At 69.6% G+C, this 18,972-nt stretch carries 20 protein-coding genes; 5 read left to right on the top strand and 15 right to left on the bottom strand.

Translation table 11 applies throughout. The features are described 5' to 3' along the window. Positions 1–177: 177 nt before the first annotated feature. Entirely contained in the window at positions 178–1,356 is a 1,179-nt protein-coding gene (locus ABZV40_RS07975; RefSeq protein WP_355437348.1) for a helix-turn-helix domain-containing protein, read from the top strand. Positions 1,357–1,448: 92 nt separating this feature from the next. Here the strand turns inward: ABZV40_RS07975 and ABZV40_RS07970 are convergent, their stop codons facing one another. Further along, positions 1,449–2,951, bottom strand: a complete 1,503-nt coding sequence (locus ABZV40_RS07970) for a carboxylesterase family protein (RefSeq protein ID WP_355437346.1) — start codon at positions 2,949–2,951, stop codon at positions 1,449–1,451. 344 nt (positions 2,952–3,295) lie between these two features. After that, positions 3,296–4,162: a peptidase inhibitor family I36 protein gene (locus tag ABZV40_RS07965; protein ID WP_355437344.1), complete on the bottom strand. Its 867-nt coding sequence runs from the start codon at positions 4,160–4,162 to the stop codon at positions 3,296–3,298. A 183-nt stretch (positions 4,163–4,345) separates the two neighbouring features. Between ABZV40_RS07965 and ABZV40_RS07960 the strand changes: the two genes are divergently transcribed. From ABZV40_RS07960 to ABZV40_RS07950, 3 genes are read left to right on the top strand one after another with little or no spacing between them, the layout of a single operon-like run. After that, on the top strand, positions 4,346–7,147 hold the full coding sequence (locus ABZV40_RS07960; RefSeq protein WP_355437342.1) for a hypothetical protein: 2,802 nt from the start codon (positions 4,346–4,348) through the stop codon (positions 7,145–7,147). 50 nt (positions 7,148–7,197) lie between these two features. Beyond that, positions 7,198–7,872: a VanSc-type vancomycin resistance response regulator transcription factor VanR gene (vanR-Sc, locus tag ABZV40_RS07955; RefSeq protein ID WP_355437340.1), complete on the top strand. Its 675-nt coding sequence runs from the start codon at positions 7,198–7,200 to the stop codon at positions 7,870–7,872. Beyond that, positions 7,865–8,950, top strand: coding sequence for a HAMP domain-containing sensor histidine kinase (locus ABZV40_RS07950; protein WP_355437533.1), 1,086 nt, complete (start codon positions 7,865–7,867; stop codon positions 8,948–8,950). The genes vanR-Sc and ABZV40_RS07950 overlap by 8 nt, the downstream gene beginning before the upstream one ends. Here ABZV40_RS07950 and vanX read toward each other — a convergent pair. From vanX to ABZV40_RS07895, 11 genes are all read right to left on the bottom strand, one after another. Beyond that, positions 8,926–9,534, bottom strand: a complete 609-nt coding sequence (vanX, locus tag ABZV40_RS07945) for a D-Ala-D-Ala dipeptidase VanX (RefSeq protein WP_355437338.1) — start codon at positions 9,532–9,534, stop codon at positions 8,926–8,928. The two genes, ABZV40_RS07950 and vanX, sit on opposite strands and share 25 nt — an antisense overlap. Further along, complete coding sequence (vanA, locus tag ABZV40_RS07940) at positions 9,531–10,547, bottom strand: D-alanine--(R)-lactate ligase (protein WP_355437336.1); 1,017 nt, start codon at positions 10,545–10,547, stop codon at positions 9,531–9,533. Before vanA ends, vanX begins: the two co-directional genes overlap by 4 nt. Continuing rightward, positions 10,544–11,539, bottom strand: coding sequence for a D-isomer specific 2-hydroxyacid dehydrogenase family protein (locus ABZV40_RS07935; protein ID WP_355437334.1), 996 nt, complete (start codon positions 11,537–11,539; stop codon positions 10,544–10,546). Before ABZV40_RS07935 ends, vanA begins: the two co-directional genes overlap by 4 nt. Positions 11,540–11,618: 79 nt before the next feature. Further along, positions 11,619–12,320, bottom strand: a complete 702-nt coding sequence (locus tag ABZV40_RS07930; protein ID WP_355437332.1) for an excalibur calcium-binding domain-containing protein — start codon at positions 12,318–12,320, stop codon at positions 11,619–11,621. Between the two features lie 116 nt (positions 12,321–12,436). Then, entirely contained in the window at positions 12,437–12,808 is a 372-nt protein-coding gene (locus tag ABZV40_RS07925; protein WP_355437330.1) for a hypothetical protein, read from the bottom strand. A 195-nt stretch (positions 12,809–13,003) separates the two neighbouring features. Then, entirely contained in the window at positions 13,004–13,375 is a 372-nt protein-coding gene (locus tag ABZV40_RS07920; protein ID WP_355437328.1) for a roadblock/LC7 domain-containing protein, read from the bottom strand. 32 nt (positions 13,376–13,407) lie between these two features. After that, entirely contained in the window at positions 13,408–14,100 is a 693-nt protein-coding gene (locus ABZV40_RS07915; RefSeq protein ID WP_355437326.1) for a hypothetical protein, read from the bottom strand. A gap of 318 nt (positions 14,101–14,418) precedes the next feature. Further along, positions 14,419–15,057 (bottom strand): class I SAM-dependent methyltransferase, encoded by a 639-nt coding sequence (locus ABZV40_RS07910; RefSeq protein ID WP_355437324.1) that lies wholly within the window; start codon positions 15,055–15,057, stop codon positions 14,419–14,421. Between the two features lie 77 nt (positions 15,058–15,134). Further along, the gene (locus tag ABZV40_RS07905) at positions 15,135–16,064 is read right to left on the bottom strand and encodes a hypothetical protein (protein WP_355437322.1); all 930 of its coding nucleotides are present in this window, start codon (positions 16,062–16,064) and stop codon (positions 15,135–15,137) included. A 3-nt stretch (positions 16,065–16,067) separates the two neighbouring features. Next, positions 16,068–16,826, bottom strand: a complete 759-nt coding sequence (locus ABZV40_RS07900) for an SDR family NAD(P)-dependent oxidoreductase (RefSeq protein ID WP_355437320.1) — start codon at positions 16,824–16,826, stop codon at positions 16,068–16,070. Then, positions 16,823–17,257, bottom strand: a complete 435-nt coding sequence (locus ABZV40_RS07895; RefSeq protein ID WP_355437318.1) for an ester cyclase — start codon at positions 17,255–17,257, stop codon at positions 16,823–16,825. The genes ABZV40_RS07900 and ABZV40_RS07895 overlap by 4 nt, the downstream gene beginning before the upstream one ends. Before the next feature lie 104 nt (positions 17,258–17,361). Here ABZV40_RS07895 and ABZV40_RS07890 point away from each other — a divergent pair, with 104 nt between their 5' ends. After that, complete coding sequence (locus ABZV40_RS07890; RefSeq protein ID WP_355437316.1) at positions 17,362–18,030, top strand: TetR/AcrR family transcriptional regulator; 669 nt, start codon at positions 17,362–17,364, stop codon at positions 18,028–18,030. 41 nt (positions 18,031–18,071) lie between these two features. Here ABZV40_RS07890 and ABZV40_RS07885 read toward each other — a convergent pair whose 3' ends face one another. Together ABZV40_RS07885 and ABZV40_RS07880 are read right to left on the bottom strand one after the other, a co-directional pair. Next, positions 18,072–18,713: a hypothetical protein gene (locus tag ABZV40_RS07885; protein ID WP_355437314.1), complete on the bottom strand. Its 642-nt coding sequence runs from the start codon at positions 18,711–18,713 to the stop codon at positions 18,072–18,074. Positions 18,714–18,765: 52 nt separating this feature from the next. Further along, the gene (locus ABZV40_RS07880) at positions 18,766–18,906 is read right to left on the bottom strand and encodes a hypothetical protein (protein WP_355437312.1); all 141 of its coding nucleotides are present in this window, start codon (positions 18,904–18,906) and stop codon (positions 18,766–18,768) included. Between the last annotated feature and the right edge of the window lie 66 nt (positions 18,907–18,972).

Genomic DNA, 18,972 nt, shown 5'->3' with positions numbered 1-18,972 from the left:
ATACGGACCACCGATTCTGGCGTCACGCACGCGTGGCCCCCATCGTCCATCACTCGATCAGGTCAAATGTTTCGGGCAGATGCACAACGCCAGTAGCCCTCGTTCGTGCACAGTGCCGACGAATTCGACCGCTTCGGGCGATGGCAAGGGCCAACCGCATGCGCGAGCCTCTGCCGAGTGGTCGACATCCAGGCACCGGACCCGCACGCACCGCTGTACGAGCGGGCCGCACAGCAGATCCCCGGCATCGCCGAGAAGGTGCTGGAGGCGTTCTTCGCCCGATCGGCGGCCTACCGGCAGCTGCCGCACCAGCTCGTCGACCGCGAGATCACCGAGGCGGTGAGCCGCAACCTGCAGGTCTTCCTGCGGACCCTGCGCGAGCAACGGCCGCCGGCACCCGACGAGCTGGCCGATCAGATCGCCACGGCCGTCCGCAGGGCCCAGCAGGGCGTGCCCCTCGACGTCGTGCTGAGCACCTACCACGTCGCCGCGCACGTCGGGTGGACGGCGATGGCCGGTGTCGCCGAGGAGGACGAGGTCGGCGACCTCCTGGCGACCGTGCCGGCGTTGCTGCAGTTCCTGAGCGCCGCCGTGCCCGCCGTCGCCGCCTCCTACCTGACCGAGCAGCAGGCCCTGCACGCGGAACGCCGCGAGGCCGGCCGCGCGCTGGTGGCCGCGTTGCTGACCGGCCGTGAAGCCGAACCGCTGGCCGAGCGGATCGGTCTCGAACTGTCCAGCCACCACGTGGTGCTGGCCGTGCGCGTCGAGGCCGGGCCGCACGGCTCGCTGGTGCGCCGATTGCGCGCCGAACTGCCGAAACACGCGCTGGCGGCGTTGGACCACGACGGCGGCACCGTCCTGCTGCCCACCGCACCCGACACGCTCGACGCGGACCTGGCCGACGCCGCCGACCTGGTCCGCAGGCTGCACACCGCGGCGGGCACCGGGCTGGTGGGCGGGATCGCGGCGGCGGAGAGCCGGGAGGACGTCCCCACCGCCGCGCGTCAGGCCGCCGACATCGCCGAACTGGCACAACGCCTGGGCCGCCCGGCCGGCGCGTACGTGCTGGACGACGTGCTGCTCGAGTACCAGCTCTGCCGTCCCGGCCCCGGCCGCAAACGCCTCGCCCGCGTGATGGACCGCCTGGCCGAACACCCGGACCTGCTGCACACGCTCAGGGTGTTCATCAACTGCGACCACAACCGCCACCGCACGGCCGAAAGCCTGCACCTGCACCGCAACACGCTGAACTACCGCCTGCGCCGCGTCACCGAGCTCACCGGCTACAACCCGGCCGACCCCGCCGACGTCCGGCTGCTGGCCGCGTCACTGATCGTCCACGACCTGCGTCCCTGAGCAGCCGCCCACCCGCCGTGGTGGATGAAGGGCGCCTTCATCCACCTGTGGTCGATGAAGGCGCCCTTCATCCACCACCTGCGCCCCTGACGTCACCGCCAGAAGTCGCAGTGGTGTTCTCGGACCAGGTCGACCGGGCCGACGCGGTCCGGCGCCAGCGACTGGACGTGGCCGAACCGCGGCCAGCCCGGGTCGCCCGTGGCCGCGAACGCCGACCAGTCGTGGATCATCCGTTCCGACAACCGCTGCTGCGCCTCGGTGAACTTGGGCGCACGGCCGCCGAGGTCGAAGAAGTCCCACAGATCGGAGGCGTGCTGGGCACCGAGGTCCATCTGCGGCGGTAGCGGTGAGAGCTTCGGCGGTGCCGGGTCCGCGAACTCGTACTCGAACACCCTCGTACGAGCGGCGAGCCCGCGTGCGGTCGAGTTCTGGGTGCAGGACCACATCCGGTCCGTGACGAGCGCGGCCCAAGCCAGCGCTGCCGACCCGTACCTCTCCGGTGAGTAAACGGCCCTCACCGCCCCTGCGCGCACACCGAACGTCTCCCCGAGCACCGTCTCGAACGTGGCCGCGCTCATCGGCGCGCCGTGGTCGTATGCGGCGATCCACGGCCTGGCCTCGTCCCGGGTCGTCCCGCTCAGCACCGGCACCCGGTGGAACTGTCCTTTCCGGACAGCGTCACCCGGATACGACGGCAGAACCGCTGTACCGTAAGCGGGTTGGCTGAACGCCTGCTGCTGAGCCATCAGCTCGCCGACCGGTTTCCCGCGCAGGCAGGCCACGTCGGCGCACCCGAGCTCGTGCGCGACTTCCGCCCCGTGCGCGGCGACGACGCCCAACGGTTGGAAGATCGTCGCTTCCTGCTCGTGCCGGTACTCGAAGTTGTCGAGCCACCCGGTCTCGCACGACCCGCTCTGCAGCACGGCCTTGTCGAACAACCCGGCCGCACCGGGCGAGGTGAGCTGCGCGCACACGCTCATCGCCCCGGCCGACTGCCCGGCCAGTGTCACGTTGCGCGGATCCCCGCCGAACGCCGCGATGTTGCCCCGCACCCACCGCAGCGCGGCCTGCTGGTCCCGCAACCCGAACGTGCCGGACCCGGCCAGCCCGGGCATCCCGAAGAACCCGAACACCCCGAGCCGGTAGTTGACCGTCACCACGACGACATCACCGCGCTCGGCGAACCGCCGCGCGTCGTAGTTGCTCCCGGCCCCCATGAAGAACCCGCCACCGTGCACCCACACCACGACGGGCTTGCGACCGGCCTTCGACGGTGTCGTCACGTTGAGGTACAGGCAGTCCTCGCTGTCGCTGCCCGCCGGCAACTCCCCCGGCAGCTGCGCGCACGCGGGTCCCGGCGCGGTCGCGTCCCGCACGCCGTCCCAGCGCCGCGGCGGCCGCGGGTCGCGCCACCGCCCCTCCCCCACGGGCGGTGCCGCGTACGGGATGCCCTCGAACACCCGCGTGTGCCCGCTCACTTCCCCTCGCACGGCCCCATATCCCGTGCGCACAACGGATTCGTCCGCTGCGGCCGCCGTCGTCGCGCCGGCCACCAACGCTGCCGCCACGAGCGGCACCAGCCATCGTCGTTCCACCACAACCCCCTCAGTCGTGGTGCCAAGTCCACATCGGATGGGCGGTGCGCCGCGAGCCGCGAAGGTCTACCGCGGTTGCGACGAAAGTGTCACGCGCGCAGGTCCTGAAGCAGTTGCCGCCGTTCCCGCGCTGACCGCACGGGGCGCCGGAAGAACCGCAAGCTCACCGTGGGCGACGATCAGTTCCTCTGGTATGTCAGTCATGAGTGCCGCGAGGTGCTGCGGTTCCGCAGGATGGGGTCGAACGGGCATCTGCTGGTGCTGTTCAAGGGAACACCCGGCGTGGCCCTGACAGCCGGAAGGCCGCCCACCAGCGGTGAGCGGCCTTCCGGAAGTGGGTCAGATCAGTCGCCGTACGGGTTCTGCATCGAGACGTGCACGTGGTCGTAGTGACCACCCGTCACACCCGAGCCGGCGGTGTAGGTGCGCCAGCCCTCGGAGGACCGCGCCACGCTCCAGATCTTGCCCTGCCAGATCACGTAGCGGACGTCGAGCTTGCTCGCGTACTTCTTGAGCCAGTTGGCGAGCTTCCAGCCCTGCTCCTTCTGCGCCGCGTTCGGGTAGGTGCCGATCGCGTTCGAGATGGTGCAGTCGAGAGCGTTGCCGGTGTTGTGGTTGCTCGTCGACGGCTCGTCGTTGCGGTAGTCGCCGACCCAGCAGTCCTTCTCACCGGTCAGCGAGCGGATCTGGTCGTCCACGAACTGCGTGCGCTTGGTGGCCGCCGGCGCACGGGTGGCCGCGGACGGGTACGGGTTGTCCGCCGGAGCACCGTAGGTGCCGCCACCGCCACCGCCGCCACTGCCGCTGTCGTTCAGCTTGTGGGAGGCGTTCTCGTTCTTGAGCTCCGAGTTCAGGTTCGCCTTGGCACCGGCCGCGATGGTCTGGTGCGGGCCGGCGTAACCGCTGTTGAAGTACACCGTGACCGGGTTGCCGGTGCGGTTCCAGACCGAGGCGGCCTCGTTCTTGACGCACAGGCCCTTGCCGTTGCCGTCGCCCTTGAACTCGTAGCAGCTCGGCTGCTCGTCGCCGTAGTCCGAAATCGACGAGTCGAAGTCGGAAACCGAACCCTCCTGGTTGCTGTTGTAGTACAGGCAGAATTCACCCGACTCACAGGAACCGTTGCGGTCGGTGGCCGCGGACGCGGGGGCACCGCTGAAGGACACGCTGATCAGCGCACCCATCATGGCGACGAGGGTCATTCTTTTGAACACGATGTGCCCTTCTCTTCTTCGCAGGATCCGGCCCCGCCGAAACTGCCGGAGCCTGCTTCGCAGGGAAGCTCTTGTTTTCGCTGGAGGCAGCATCTCGGCGGCCGCTGACATCTCGCTGACACCCGCCGTCACCGGACCGTCAGCGCGGAAAACCTGTGGCGCGGGTCCGACATCATGGAGGCGATGTCCATTCAGCTGGCGTTCGGTGTGAAAGCCGGGCCCGGGGTGAGCTGCTGGCTGCCCGCGCCCGGTGGTGAAGCCGTGCCCGCGACCGACCGGGCGGGCGCGCACGCTCCGGGTGCTCCCGTCGCCGTCGGGCCTGCCGACCCCGATGCCGCGCGGGCAGCGGTCGGGCAGCTCTCCCTGCTGACCGGCACGGCCGCGGGCGCGGGCGTCGACCTCGGCGGTGGTTTCACCTCGGCACGGCTGGCGGGTGCTCAGGGCGACCGGCGCGACGCGGTGCTGGCGGCGTTGCGGATCCTCGGCGACGAAGGCGCGCACCGCCTGGGCGACCGAACCTCCACCCTGGTGGCGTTGTTCGGTCCGGCGGCGACCAAACGCGTTGGTGCGGCGGCGAACGCGGCGGTCGCCGAAGAACGCTGGGGAGCTCTGCACCTGGCCTCGGCCGTGTCCGACCTCCTCGGTCCGGAACAGCTCGAACGCGTGCTGGACCTGCGCGCTCCCGAGGGTGCCGACCCGTTCCCGCGCGGTGCCGCGTCCACTCTGGCCGGACACCTGGCGCCGGTGCTGACCGGCTACCGGCCTCCCCGGCGCCTGGCCCTGGTCGTCAGCCTCTGGGACCACGTGTGCGGCGAGCTGCTCGACCGGGAGCGGCGGGCCCGCCGGGCCGCGTCGCAGACCCGCGCGGACCGCATCCCCGGGCTCGAGTCGCGCTACCGGGAGCACTTCGACGAACCGCTCCTGGCGCAGCTGCACCGGTCGGAGGGGCCCGACCCGTCGCTCGCGGTCACGGCGCGCTGGCGCCCGCCGATCTGGTGGACGGCCCAGGAGCTCGGCCGCCTGGTGCACGACGCGATCGCCGCCACCGCGCTGCTCCGGTTCGCCAGGACCCTGTCCGACGAGGGCCTTGCCGCGGCCGTGGCGAAACACCGCGAAGAGCTCGTCGCGGCCGACTGCCTCACCAAGGCCGAGCGCGGCAAGGCCGCCCACCGTCCGGAAGGCGCCATCAGCCACCCGGCACGTCCCGGCAACTACGTCCACGATCTGGCTGAGCGGTTGAGTCCGGAAAGGACGGTCAACCGCAAGACCGAGGCCTATGTGCGCGAACGTGCGGCCATGGCTCGCAACTACGGCGAGGTCGTTCTCGCCGCAGCCGGCTCCGCGCTGCTGGACAACTTCGACGAGCCGTTGCACAACTGCCACGACACCTGCCGGCCGTGGGAGGTACCGCAGCTGCAGAAGTGGCGTGCCGCAACGGGTTTCTCGCGCACGCCGGAGAGCTGGCAACAGCCGCCGCAGGCCGACGCGCACCCCGGCGCCCCGACCGAGCCGCTGGCCCAGCGCCTCGCCGCGGACCCGGCCGCCCAGGAGACCCCGCACGACCTGCTGTGGTTCGGCGACCTGGCCGACGCCCTGGCCCCGTTCTACGGCAACGAACGCGCCGAGATCCGTCCGGACCGCCCCGTTCCGGGAGCCAGGTACGACCAGCCACCACCCGAGCGCGCCGTTTCGGTGCCGCTGGCGGCCGCCGGTGCCGCGCAGCTGGTGATGCTCGGCGCCACGCCACCACCCCGCTGCGGCAGCTGGCGGGACCTGGTCGCCGGCCTCGACGCGGACGCCGCGATCGCCGAGGCGGACACCGGTGCGTTCCCGATCCCCGCCGAGGTGGTGGCGATGGCGGAGCAGCCCGTCGCCGGCTGCTCCGTCGAGCTGGGCCGCAACCCCCGGCAGCTCGCCGAGTGGTCCGGCTACATGGGCAACTGCATCGGCGAGTCCTGGTACGCGGACCGGGCCCACAAGGGCCGCTGCGTCCTCATCGCGTTCCGCGACCCCGCTGACGGCCGGATCGTCGCGAACCTCGACATCCGCCGCCACACCGGCGGCTGGTACGTGCACGAACTGCGTGCCCGCTTCAACGACGACGTCTCGAAGTCGCTCGAAAAGCAGATCAGGGACTGGGTCGACGGCATTCCGGCACCCCGGCCGCCCGCGGCGGAACCCCTGCTGCCCGTGCCACCGGTGCGCGCACGAGGTGGCACTCGCCGTTCCGCGGCGGACCGTCTGCCCGCGGAGCTGGTCAACGCGCTGACCACCGCCGTGGAACGCGAACTGGCCTCGGCCACCTCCGCCCGGCGCACCTACGCCCTGCTGGCACGGTACCTCGGCCGCCACGCCGACTTCGACCCGGAAGCGGCGGTGATCGCGTTGAACCGCGCGGACTCGCTCGCCGAGGTCCTCCGCACGGCCCTCGACGACGGGCTCGACGCGTCGGCCGTCTGGCGGGCGACCGGTGTCCGGCCGCTCGCGTCGGCGGTGGCTCGGCTCGACCCGGACCTGCGTGAACACGACCGTCTCGGCGCACTGGCCGACGGCGCCGCCCTGCCCCGCAGCCTGCGCGCTCTCGTCCGCCGCCCCGAGATCGCTCCGGCCCACGCCGCGGACGTGCTGGCACGACGTCTGCGCGCGGCCATGGGCACCCTGACGACCGATGCGCTGGCCCGGTCGGTGGCCCGCCGTCCGTCGCCCGAACTGGTGTGCGCGCTGGCGATCGCGACCACCTGTCAGTCCACATCGGACAAAACAGTGCCGGTGGCCGGGCGGGGGAAGACCGCGATTCCGGGCTTCCCGGTCAGCGACCTGTCCGACGAACACGGTCCGTGGCAGCGCGCACTGCCCGCGGCGGCCGAGCTGGGCGCACCCGTGGACCTGTTCTGGCAGGGCGTTGCCGACCACGGCCTGCGCGTCCCCGCGACTCTGCTGGGCCAGGGCGGCTGGCCCGCGCTGTGGAGCCGGGCACACCGCTGAAACCGGTTTTCGATAGGCCGGCGATATGCGACCGCTCGTAGCATCGGCACATGCGTGTGTTGATCGTGGAGGACGAGCCCTACCTGGCAGAGGCCATCCGCGACGGGTTGCGACTGGAAGCGATCGCGGCGGACCTCGCGGGCGACGGCGACACGGCCCTGGAGCTGCTGAGCGTCAACGCCTACGACATCGCCGTGCTCGACCGCGACATCCCCGGGCCGTCCGGTGACGAGATCGCCGCGAGCATCGTCGCGTCCGGCAGCGGCATGCCGATCCTGATGCTCACCGCCGCCGACCGGCTCGACGACAAGGTCTCCGGGTTCGCGCTCGGTGCCGACGACTACCTCACCAAACCGTTCGAGCTGCGCGAGCTCGTCGTCCGGCTGAGGGCTCTCGACCGCAGGCGCGCGCACAACCGGCCGCCGGTGCGGGAGATCGCGGGCCTGCGGCTGGACCCGTTCCGGCGCGAGGTCTACCGCGACGGCCGGTACGTGGCGCTGACCAGGAAGCAGTTCGCGGTGCTGGAGGTCCTCGTGGCGGCGGAGGGCGGCGTGATCAGCGCCGAGGAGCTGCTGGAACGGGCGTGGGACGAGAACGCCGACCCGTTCACCAACGCCGTGCGCATCACCGTCTCGGCGTTGCGCAAACGGCTGGGGGAACCGTGGATCATCGCCACCGTGCCCGGCGTCGGCTACCGCATCGACACCGGAGGCGACCATCACTAGGGAACCCGGTTTGAGCGTCCGCCTCAAGCTCACACTCAGCTACGCCGGTTTCATCATGGTGGCGGGTGGCTTGCTGCTCGCGGTCGTCTGGGTGTTCCTGCTGCGCTACGTGCCCGCGGAGCTGCACGCGTCGCTGCGCGTGCCGGACCGTTCCGAACTGGAGCGGGCCTTCCTCCCGAAAGCGCAGTGGGCGATGGTGTTCCTGCTGATCTTCGGCCTGGTCGGCGGCTGGATCCTCGCCGGCAGCATGCTCGCGCCGCTGACCCGCATCACCAACGCCACCCGCCTGGCCGCGAACGGCTCGCTCTCCCACCGCATCCACCTGGAGGGCCGCGCCGACGAGTTCCGCGAGCTCGCCGACGCGTTCGACACCATGCTCGAACGCCTCGAAGCCCAGGACGCCGAGCAACGCAGGTTCGCCGCCAACGCCTCGCACGAGCTGCGCACCCCGCTGGCGATCACGCAGATGCTCCTCGACGTCGCCCGCAACGACCCGAACGGCGACACCGGCGCACTCGTGGAGCGCCTTCGGTTCGTCAACACGAGGGCCATCGACCTGACCGAGGCGATGCTCCTGCTCACCCGCGCCAGCCAGCGCTCGTTCGCGCGCGAGCACGTCGATCTCTCCCTCATCGCGGAGGAGGCCGCCGAAACCCTCCTCCCCCTCGCCGAGAAACGCGGTCTCACCATCGAGACCTCGGGCGACGTGGCCCCCACCCTCGGCTCGCACGCACTGCTGCTGCAGATGACCACGAACCTCGTGCACAACGCGATCGTCCACAACCTCCCCGACGAGGGCACCGTGTGGATCACGACCAGCGTGGACGCCGAATCCGTGGTGCTCACCGTGGAGAACACCGGCGAGAAGCTCACCGCCGGCCTGGTCTCGACGCTCACCGAGCCGTTCCAGCGCGGCACCCAGCGCGTGCGCACCGACCACGCCGGCGTCGGCCTGGGCCTCGCCATCGTCAAAAGCGTTGCCCAGGCCCACGACGGAACCCTGACCCTCACCCCGCGGGCGGAAGGCGGCCTGCGCGTCACCGTCCGGCTCGGCTACGCGAGCGGGAAGTCGAAGTAGGTGTCCGGGTACGGTTCGTCTTTCAGCGTGTAGTGCCACCACTCGCTGTCGTAGCGCCGGAACCCGCAGGCTTCCATGACCGAGCAGAGGTGCCGGCGGTTCTCCGCCTCCACCGGCGTGATCCCGCTCGCCCCGTGGTGCGAGATCGGGTCCATCAGGTCGTGGCCGCCGCCCGTGGCCGCGAGCTCGCCGGTGTCGAGGTGGTAGAGCGTCAGGTCGACCGTGCTTCCCCGGCTGTGCCCGGACTTCCTGGCCACGTAGCCCAGTTCGAACATCTCGGCCCGGCTGATGTTCGGGTAGTGCCGCGATTTCGTCCGGCCGTCGTCCGGCAGCGTCGACCAGCGCAGGAAGCAGTCCACCGCGCGCTGGGGCCGGTACCCGTCCCAGAGCAGGAGGCCGAAGCCCAGTGACGCGGCCTTCTCCTGCGCCGCCTCCAGTGCCGCGCACAGCGCCGTCGTGCCGACGATCCGGTTCGCCAGATAGCCGTCCACGGGTTTGCCCGTGAAGTTGTCCCACGTGGCGTACTTGGCGTCCCAGCGAATGCCCGGCACCACGTCGTCCACGTAGGCGAAGTCCGTCCTCATCGGACTGTCCCCGCCAGCGCGACCAACCGGTCGATCACCTCGCCGAGCGGCAGCCCCGCGGCCGCCATCATGCGCGGATAGCGGCTGTAGGACGTCAGGCCGGGCAAGGTGTTGACCTCGTTGAGAACGACCGTGCCGTCGTCCTTGAGGAACATGTCCACCCGGGAAAGCCCTCTGCAGCCCAACGCCCGGTACACGACCTTCGCGGTCTCCTGCACCAGCGCCCGCGACCGCGCCGGGATCTCGGCCGGAACGATGAACGTGGCGTTCTCCGAACCGCTCTCCGGCTCGCTCTCCTGGTGGATCCGGAAGAACCCGTGCGACAACGCGACCTGGTCCACCTCGCCCACGACGAGATCGGCGTCGTTGCCCAGCACCGCGCACCCGATCTCGTGCCCGGCCACGGCCTCCTCGATCAGCACCTTGGAGTCGTACTGCCTGGCGATCTCCACCGCGCTGCGCAGCTCGTCCGCGCCGGACACCTTGCTGACCCCGAACGACGACCCCGACCGCGCGGGCTTGACGAACACGGGGTAGGTGAACCGGCCGGGATCGACGTCCTCGTGCGCCAGGACGGTCGCGAACGTCGGCGTCGCCACTCCCGCACCGGCGGCGACGAGGTAGGTGAGCGACTTGTCCATGCACAGCGCGGAACTCTGGACGTCGCACCCGACGTAGGGGATGCCGGAGAGCTCCAGCAACCCCTGCACGGCACCGTCCTCGCCGAGCTTGCCGTGCAGCACGGGCAGCACGACGTCCAGGCCGATCTCCTCATACCGGCCCTCGTCCAGGACGAGCAGCCCGCGGAACCCGCTGTCGAGTGACAGCACGACCGGACGGCCCTCCCATTCCGGCTCGGGCCCGTCGCAGAGCCGCCACGCGCCGCTTTGGGTGATGCCTATCCAGAACACCTCGTGCTTCTCGGTGTCGAGGTGCTTCGCGACCTCCTTCGCGGACTTGACCGAGACGGGGTGCTCCTCGCAAGCACCTCCGAAGAGAATGCCGATCCTCATATCCAGTGCCGCCTTTCGCTTTCGAAGTTCAAGCAGTTGATGAGGCTGTTCTGCACGGTGTCCCGCAACGCGTGGTCCGTGTAGTAGGCGGTGTGCGGGCTGACGACGACGTTGGGCAGCCTCTGCAACCGCAACAGCGGTTCGCACTCGACGGGCTCATCCCGGTGATCGGCGTAGAAGACGCCCTCCTCGCCTTCGAGGACGTCCAACGCCGCGCCGCCGAGCCTGCCGCTTTCCAGCTCCTCCACGAGCGCCTCGGTGTCGATCAGCGCGCCACGGCCGGTGTTGACGACGAACGCGCCGTCTTTCAGCTGCGCGATGCGTTTCGCGTCCAGGAGGTGATGGGTCTCGTCGTTGAGCGGCGTGTGCAGCGTGACGACGTCGCTCTCTCGCACCAGTTCGTCCAGCGAGACGAACCCGGCGGCAGCGCGGCTGTCACAGGCCAGGACGCGGCAACCGAAGCCGCGCAACCTGCTCATGACGGCCGCGCCGATCCGTCCGGCCCCCACCACCCCGACGGTCAGGTCGCGCAGCTCCCTGCCCCGCACGCCCAGCCGGTAGTCGTGGGAGTCCACCCGGCGAATGACGGCCTTCGCGTCGCGGACCGCCATCAGGATCAGCATCAGCGTGTAGTCGGCGACGCTGTCCGGTGAATAGGAGACGTTCTCGACCGAGATGCCGATGCTCTCCGCGTAGGCGACATCGATGTGGTTGCACCCGATGCTCCTCGTGGAGACGTACCTGACGCCGGTCTCTTTCAGCGCGCGAAGTGCGGAGTTCGCCACCCGAGTCTTGTGGCCGACGCTGATGCACCGGTTTCCCGAAGCCAGTCCGGCGTTGGCTTCGGTGACGGCCGCCTCCGTGACGGTCGGCACCACACCGAAACGAGGCGCCAACTCGCGAAACAGGACGGCCTCGTCCTGCTCACATCCGTAGACCGTGATCCCAGTTCGCAGCGCGGCAACCGTTCGCGCTGGTTCGCGGTAGTGCATGCCCCGAGTCAAGGCAGCACGACGTTGCCGGTGCGTATGCGGTTTTCGATATGTCGCGGATACGCGCCGGCATCAGGCCCTATTCACACGCGATGCCGTCGTTGTCGCGGTCGAGCGCGGGCCGGTAGCCGGGCTGCCCGCGGTGCAGCGGCGCCGCCCCGGCGGCCCTGGCCGCCGCGCAGGTCGCGTAGTACACGGACGCCGGCGCGGGCTGGGGCTGGGGTTGCGGCTGTGGTTGGGTTTGTGGTTGCGGCGCAACGGGTTGCGGCGCCGGCTTGGTGTCGAGCCCACCGCACGACGGTCCCCAGAACCCGAGCCCGGCCTGCTTGGCAACGCCCTCTGCCTGGACGATCGCGGTGTCCGCGTCGGCCACCGCCCGTGCGACACCTTGCCCCACCGCGAGAACCGCGTAGTCCTTGCCGTCGGCCAGCAACAGCCGTGAACCCGAAACCGTGACGGCCTTGCCCACCAACGTCTTCGTCGCGAACTCGGCCGACGAAGCGGCCCAGCACTCACCCGGCGACGCCAACCCGTGCACCTGCACCGTGGTGCCGTTCGACAGCACCACGGTTCGACCGTCCACAACGGACCCGACTGTCACCGGCGGCGGAGTCGTGGTGGTTGTGGTGGTCGTCGCCGTGCTCGTCGTCGTGGCGGTCCCAGAAGCCGCAACACGCGCAGATTGCGGCGTGCAAGCCGTGATGCCCACCAACAAGAGCACCGCGGGCACGGCGATGCGGGCGTTCTTCGGCAGCTGTCGCCAGGACACGAGTGCGGTCACGGCCGTCACATCGGGACACCGGCCGCACAGCGTTACCAGCGTCACCCGGACGGCCCATCACAGCGCCGAGGAAGGGGCGGACACCTCATCCGGCCTCCACCCCTTCCACCACCGGCTCAGATCTGCAGGTCGCCCTCGATGCGCTTGAGGTGGTGCCGGGCCAGCGCGAGGTTCGCGACCTCTCTGTCCAGCACGAGGTACAGGAACAGCGACCCTCTGGCCTTCACGCCGCTCATCAACCGGATCAGGTGGTACTGCCGGTGCAGCGTGATCAGGATGTCCTCGATGGTGTCGTTCAGCCCGAGTGTGGACATCACTCTGAGCTTCGACCGGACGACCTCCGTGTTCCCGGCCGCGGCCACCTCCAGGTTCAACCAGTCACCGCCGCCGCTGGTGCCGAGCGACATCCCGCTGTCGTAGTCGACCAGCGCCACACCGACGGCGCCGCCGATGGCCATGGCCTCTTTCAACGCGGTATCGATGTTCATCAAATCCCACTTTCCTGTGTCAACTGGCGGTCGTGTCCGAACACGTCTCCACACGGACGCCATTGATGAGAGCAATGAGCTGAAGGTGGACATGTGCCACCGTCAGCATTGTTCCGACTGAACAGCACGTTCCCCGAGGGCGTCCTCGATCATCCTGACGATATGACCTCTTCCTTCATTTCGGCGGATCGCGCGCTACGGTGTCAGAATCGACCCGACGCGCTCGATCACAGGCCGGGACTCGTGGAGCAGGCGCCCGAGGTTCAGTCCTTTGTCCCCGAGCGCGACCATCAGCGACATCCGGCCGATGGCGTACACGGCCATGTAGCCCGTGCTGCCGAACACCACGGTCTGGCTGAGCGTGCCCAGACCGATCACCTCCGCCGCCTGACGCGCGATGCCGAGATCGGCGGCGGCGAGTGCCGAGATGTGCGCGGGGTCGACGTTCTTCGCCACATCAGAGATGATCGGAATCCCGTCGGATGCGGCAATTACCGTGTCGGTCACCCCGGTGACATTTTCGCGAAGCTTCTGCAGCTCGACGGCCAGGGCGTCGTAGTCCAACACACTTCCCTTCTGCTTCGGAAAGGTCGAAAAGTTCAGCCAGGTCGTTCCACCCCGGCCGGTGCCGAGCCTGCTTCCGTCCGAGCGTGCAACGAAGCCAGGCTCCCGTGCGCAAAACTGAACGACGCCGCCGGTGACGCGATCTCCAACAGCCCTTCACCGAGCATGCGCGAAACCTCGACGGTGACCGGGTAAAGACCCCGGCCGACCGCGAACGCGATGTCCCGCGCACTGCGCCGTCCGGTGGCGTGCGCGATGATCTCCCGTCGTTCCGCGGTGGAACCGGCCGATTCCGCGCCGGAGGCGGCCACCACGCGGTCCCGGTACGGGGACAGGGGAAACGGCAGCGACGCAACCGCGTCCAGCCGGCGGCCCGTCTCCGACAGCAACACGTCCGGGGCCAGGCCGTCGGTCAACGGCAGAAGCGGTTCGTCGACGGAGTCGTCGACGACACATCGCTCGACGTCACCGACGGCGGCGGCGAACGCCCCGTCCCGCAGGGCGGCCGCGGCGAGAACCTGAGCCTCTGCGGCCCCGATGGTCCCGCGGGCGACCAGCACCGCCTGCAGGGACCGCGTCTGGACGCTCTCCGCCAGCGCCGCGGCCCAGCTTTCCGCGCTGACCCTGCCGGAACTCAGCAGCAGCGTCTCCACTCCCGGTGAACCGGGGCTGTCCACCGCGATCACCACGCCGTCGCACAAATGGAACAGCCCGCCGGCATTACCCACGACCCTCAATGTTCCGGTGACCCGATCAACGTGACACTGCTCCAAGGCATGCGCGAGAACATCGAATGCGGCCCGACAATCACGTCTCAGAGATCACTCCAATCGGCCACCTCTCTCTCATCGAAAGAGTGACCGTCATTGTTACCCGCAGGCCGCCAATACCGAGCCCTCACGGCGAACGCCACACGATCGAGTGAAACATTCCAGCCCGCCAAGAAAGGCGCAACATGAAGCACTTTTATTTCGATAGCCAACCGATGCATTTCAAAGAAATCGGCGGCGAGGTTGATCCGGCGGAACCGCGGGCAGTGCTGCGGGTCAGCCCGGTTCCGCGGCCGGCAGGTGCAGCACGGCCGTTCCCCTCACGTGGGCGAGGCGTTCGAGAATCCAGGCGGGCTGCTGCCGGACCCACCGGGCAACCACGGCCTTCTCCTCGTCGCGGTCGTAGTCGTCCAGGACCACGACCGCGCCAGGGGCGAGAGCCCCCGCGAGCAACGGCACCGCCGGATACCGGGCGAGAGGAGCCGTCCACCCCGGCGGACCATCCACGAACAACAGACCGCAACCGCTCAGGTCCCGCCACGCCGATTCCGCGTACCAGGACCAGATCTCGCCGTCGACGGTGTGCTGCTCCAGCGGAGCGAGCCGCACCTGCGCGATGTCACCGAGCCCCAGCCGGCCGACTTCCCGCACGACGCGTTCGTGGTAGCCGGGATCGTGCTCCAGGCTCACCACGCGGCCGGGAACGCCGAAGGTGCGCAGAGCCGTGGCCAGCCACAGGGTGGAAGTTCCGCTGCCCACTTCGACGACGAGCGAGGGCCGCCGCGACCGGATCAGCTCCACGAGGTGCAGCAGCAGATCCGGGGCCGCTGCCCACCCGTCGCCCGACGGGATGGGCGCAGCAGGTCGGAGCGTGTCCTCCAGCCGTGCCAGAAGTCGCTCGTCCTCGATCCGCACGCTGTTCCCTTCCCCCGAACCGGCCGACTGCTCGAACGCTACCCGGCGATCACCTCCAGGGCCGCCACTCCGCCTCGTCAGCGCGTGTGTCGGTCGAGCCATCCCAGGACACGCGCCGGGTTGTGCTGGAAGTGCAGGTAACCGTCCCAGCGCCGAGTGGTGCCGTGGATCCAGAAGAGCTCCTTCGGCAGTCCAGGAATGGCGTCGAACATCGCTTCCACGTCGGACGGGCGGGTCATCAGGTCGTCATGGACCTGGTAGACGAGCGCCGGCACGCAGGCCCTGCGCGCCGCGATCACAGGGGACATGTCGTCGAGACTGAAGCCGGTGCGCTGCCTGATCCTGCGGTCGAGCTCGTCCATCAGATCGTGCGGAAGGCCGGCGCGCTCCAAGCCCCGCTCGAGGACCACCCGCGGTGACAGCGGCTGGCAGGCGACCAGGCCGCGGACGCCGGCGAACGCCTGTGGCGCTCGCCGCATGGCGAAGAAGGTGGCGTTGGCTCCAAGGCAGCGGCTGAACAGAACGATCTTCAGGTGCCGGAGGTCCCGGCGGGATCGAACGTAGCCGAGTGAGCCGATGACGTCGCGCGACTCGAAGATGCCGCCGGTGGTGACTCCACCGTCCGCGGTACCGCTGTGACCGAAGTTGCGCAGGTCGTAGGCGAGCACGTGGTAGCCGGCGTCGTGCAGGACCGCGATGTCCGGCACCAGGTCGACCTCGACGTCGTTCCCGGTCGCGGCGAAGGTCGAACGCCAGGGGTCCAGGTGCGCCGGCAGCCCGGAACGGCTGAAGAAACGCGGGTGGTTGAGCACCACGATCGTGTCGGCGTGCTCGGCCTGGACGAACCACCCCTCCAGACGCGTCCCGTCCTCGGACGGGAACGTGACCTCCTCGAACCTCAGACCGTGCTCGGCGGGGGTGTGCAGGACAGGCGACCGAGCCGAGACGCTGAAGTCGTCGGCGATCCTGTTCAGCACCGAGTCGAACTGCTCCACGCGGGCAGGCACGACTCACGCTCCTGTCCGGGTCAGTCCGCCGTCGACGTGGATGATCTGGCCGGTGATGAAGTCCGCGGCGTCGGAGACCAGGAACCCCAGGACGTTGCCGAGATCGGCAGGGACCGACAGTCGCCTGATGGTCTGCATCGCCGAGATCCGGGTGAGGACCTCGTCCGCGGTGGGGCCTTTTTCCCTGGCACGGCCCAGAAATCCTTCGGTGGCCACGACGCTGGGGGCGATCGCGTTGACGGTGATCCCGCTGTCGCCGAGCTCGTTGGCCAGTGCCCTGGTCAGTCCGTGCACACCGGCTTTGCTGGTCAGGTAGGCGAGATCCCTGCCGTGCAGCAGCGTGCTGGCCGACCCGGTGTTGACGATGCGCCCCCACCCGGCAGCCCTCATCCCGGGGCTGAACGCCTGGGCGAACCGCAGGATCGGTTCGACGTTGACCGCCTGCACCCGCCGCCACAGATCGATGGTCACGGCCTCCAGATCGGCGACGGGGAAGATCCCGGCGTTGTTGACCAGGATGTCGACGCGGCCGAAACGGCCCAGCACGGTCGCGACGACGGTGGCGACCTGGTCGGATCGGCTGACGTCACAGACCAGCCCGAGTTTCGCGCCCCCGCCGGCCAGACCTGCCAGGCCGCCGGTCGGGTCGTCGACGTCGACCGCGACGACGTGGGCGCCGTCCGCGGCCAGCCGCTCGACGTAGGCGCGTCCGATCCCGCGCGCGGCCCCTGTGACCACCGCGGTCTTCCCCGCCAGCGTCATGGTCGCGTGCCCGGAGTGAAGGTGAGCCCGATCTGGGTGGCGATCCCGAAGTGGTCCTCGAGGTGCCAGGTCTGGACGATCCGGCCGTTCTCCAGCCGGTGCAGGTCGGTGGCGCGGAACTCGACCCGGTTGCCGGTGCCGGGAACACCCAGCAGCTCGCCGGTGTGAACGCCGCGCCCCACCGAGCGCACAGCCACCCGGTCGCCGGAAGCGACGACGTCCTCGATCGTCACGGTGAGGTCGCTGAACACGCCGCGCAGATGCGTGATGGTGTCCTTCCACCCCTGGGCACCGGGCCCGGTCCGCAACGCGGGAACCGCCTCCCAGCCAGGAGCCAGCGCTTGGTCGACCAGTGCCGTCTCGCCGGTGTTCAGCGCCTCGTAGAAGTCGCGGACGAGGGTGTCGACGTCCGCGGCGGCGTTCGTGGTCATGTGCACTCCGTGAGAGCAACGGGGTGACCGGCGACAAGAATGAGCCGGCCACCGACAGAACCAATGTAAACTCAACCGTACCGTTTACTTTTGAGGGATGCAAGATGACCACAGGTCCGCGGGGCGGCGGCCAACGGCGCGGCGACGAGCTGCGACGTCACATCCTCTTCGTGGCCAAGGACGTGTTCCTGGCCGTGGGCTTCGAGCGAACCTCGATGGACACCGTCGCAGCACGTGCGGGAACGTCGAAGCGGTCGCTCTACGCCCACTTCGAGACCAAGGACAAGCTGTTCGACGCGGTGCTGGACCTGGTGCGCGAGCTGTACCTGGGCAAGCTGCGCACGCCCGACGCCTACGCCGGCGACCCCGCCGACATCACCGAAACGGTCACCCGGTTCTGCGGCCGGTTCCTCCAGCTGATGACCTGGGAAGCCCAGGTGCGGACCTGCCGCCTCAGCATCGCGGAGGCCGAACGCCTCCCGCACAGCTCGCGGGCCTACTTCGACGCCGTGTTCGCCACGACCTACCAGCGGCTGGCCTCCTACCTGGCCGACCACCACGGACTGGACAGCGCCACCAGCACGGCACTCGCGCAAGACCTGCTCAACCGCACCGTGCTGCCGTCCCTGCTGCGCACGCTGCTCGGCGTCGAGGACGTCATCACGACAACCCACTCACCAAGTGCGACAGACCTGGCCGCCGACGTCGACCTGGACGCAATCCGCACAACGGTCAAGGCACTCCTGCCGACCGGCGTCGAGAAGGCTGGCTGAGCAGTCCGCCGGCGCCTCGAACGTCGCACCGGCCGCGCCGCCTACTCGCCGCCAGGCGGAACCGACTTCCTGACGTCCACGAGGATGTCGACCACGTCGCACGCCAGGGCGGCCAGCTCGTCGACCTGTTCGGCGAGGTCCATGTCGGTGAAGGTGAAGCACGCGACACCGCCGGCGACGTCCACGGCGGGCGGCTGGTACGACTTGAGCTGGGCGAGAACCTTCTTCTCGGCGTCTCCCGCGACCAACGGTGCCAGACTGCCCGACATCTCGTAGCCCCTGGAGGCCTCGGGCGGGTCCATTCGCAGATCTCCGTGCAGCTCCGGCACGTCCACCGCCACCACGAGGCCCAAGACGGTGACTGCTCCGACGGGGACGCCTTGATAGCGACTGGAGGGCACTGTCGAGGAGAAGACAGCGGCTCGCACGGTCCGCCCTTCCCGGGTTACCGCCACCGCCGCGCGCCGCGTCCGTTCAGTGGCGCTCATCCGCCCCGCCGCCACGTCCTCGTCGTCGGGGACCTGTCGCCAGCCGGGCTTGCCCGCCTGGCGCCGGAGCGCTCCGGTGGCCGCCGCGGCCGAGCGGAGCAGCGCGGACCGCTGCCCGGCGTTGATGATCGAGTACACGGCTGTCGTGATCAGGAGGAAGACTCCGATCAAGGCCACGACCAGCAGAAAATCCATGCGTCCTCCGAGGAGCGTTCGCGCGGCACGGCTCCCCGGTGGCGGGGAGCCCTCATTGGACTACGTCACCGGCGTCGTTTCGCTCTTGTCCGGGCAGAGTCACCTTCTTGACGTAGAGCTGGTCGAGTGCTTCGGGAGCGAGGTGGGGCAGGACGAGGTCGTCCGCGATCCGCGTCGCGTGAGTTGTTCCCACAACGTGGTCCTTCCTGTCGATCGTCGGTTTCCGGGCGCCGTCGACCGGTGCGGCCGCGTGTGCGGG

It is taken from the genome of Lentzea sp. NPDC004782, assembly GCF_040609115.1.
GTDB lineage: Bacteria > Actinomycetota > Actinomycetes > Mycobacteriales > Pseudonocardiaceae > Lentzea.
Note: the sequence above shows the minus strand (reverse complement) of the source record. Positions and strands in the feature narration are given on the sequence as shown.

What these genes read in the sequence shown, in the direction of transcription:
- ABZV40_RS07960 (WP_355437342.1), top strand. Translation starts at nt 4,346, where the DNA reads ATGTCCATTCAGCTGGCGTTCGGTGTGAAAGCCGGGCCCGGGGTGAGC.
- vanR-Sc (WP_355437340.1), top strand. Translation starts at nt 7,198, where the DNA reads ATGCGTGTGTTGATCGTGGAGGACGAGCCCTACCTGGCAGAGGCCATC.
- vanX (WP_355437338.1), bottom strand. Translation starts at nt 9,534, where the DNA reads ATGAGGACGGACTTCGCCTACGTGGACGACGTGGTGCCGGGCATTCGC.
- vanA (WP_355437336.1), bottom strand. Translation starts at nt 10,547, where the DNA reads ATGAGGATCGGCATTCTCTTCGGAGGTGCTTGCGAGGAGCACCCCGTC.
- ABZV40_RS07935 (WP_355437334.1), bottom strand. Translation starts at nt 11,539, where the DNA reads ATGCACTACCGCGAACCAGCGCGAACGGTTGCCGCGCTGCGAACTGGG.
- ABZV40_RS07925 (WP_355437330.1), bottom strand. Translation starts at nt 12,808, where the DNA reads ATGAACATCGATACCGCGTTGAAAGAGGCCATGGCCATCGGCGGCGCC.
- ABZV40_RS07900 (WP_355437320.1), bottom strand. Translation starts at nt 16,826, where the DNA reads ATGACGCTGGCGGGGAAGACCGCGGTGGTCACAGGGGCCGCGCGCGGG.
- ABZV40_RS07895 (WP_355437318.1), bottom strand. Translation starts at nt 17,257, where the DNA reads ATGACCACGAACGCCGCCGCGGACGTCGACACCCTCGTCCGCGACTTC.
- ABZV40_RS07890 (WP_355437316.1), top strand. Translation starts at nt 17,362, where the DNA reads ATGACCACAGGTCCGCGGGGCGGCGGCCAACGGCGCGGCGACGAGCTG.
- ABZV40_RS07885 (WP_355437314.1), bottom strand. Translation starts at nt 18,713, where the DNA reads ATGGATTTTCTGCTGGTCGTGGCCTTGATCGGAGTCTTCCTCCTGATC.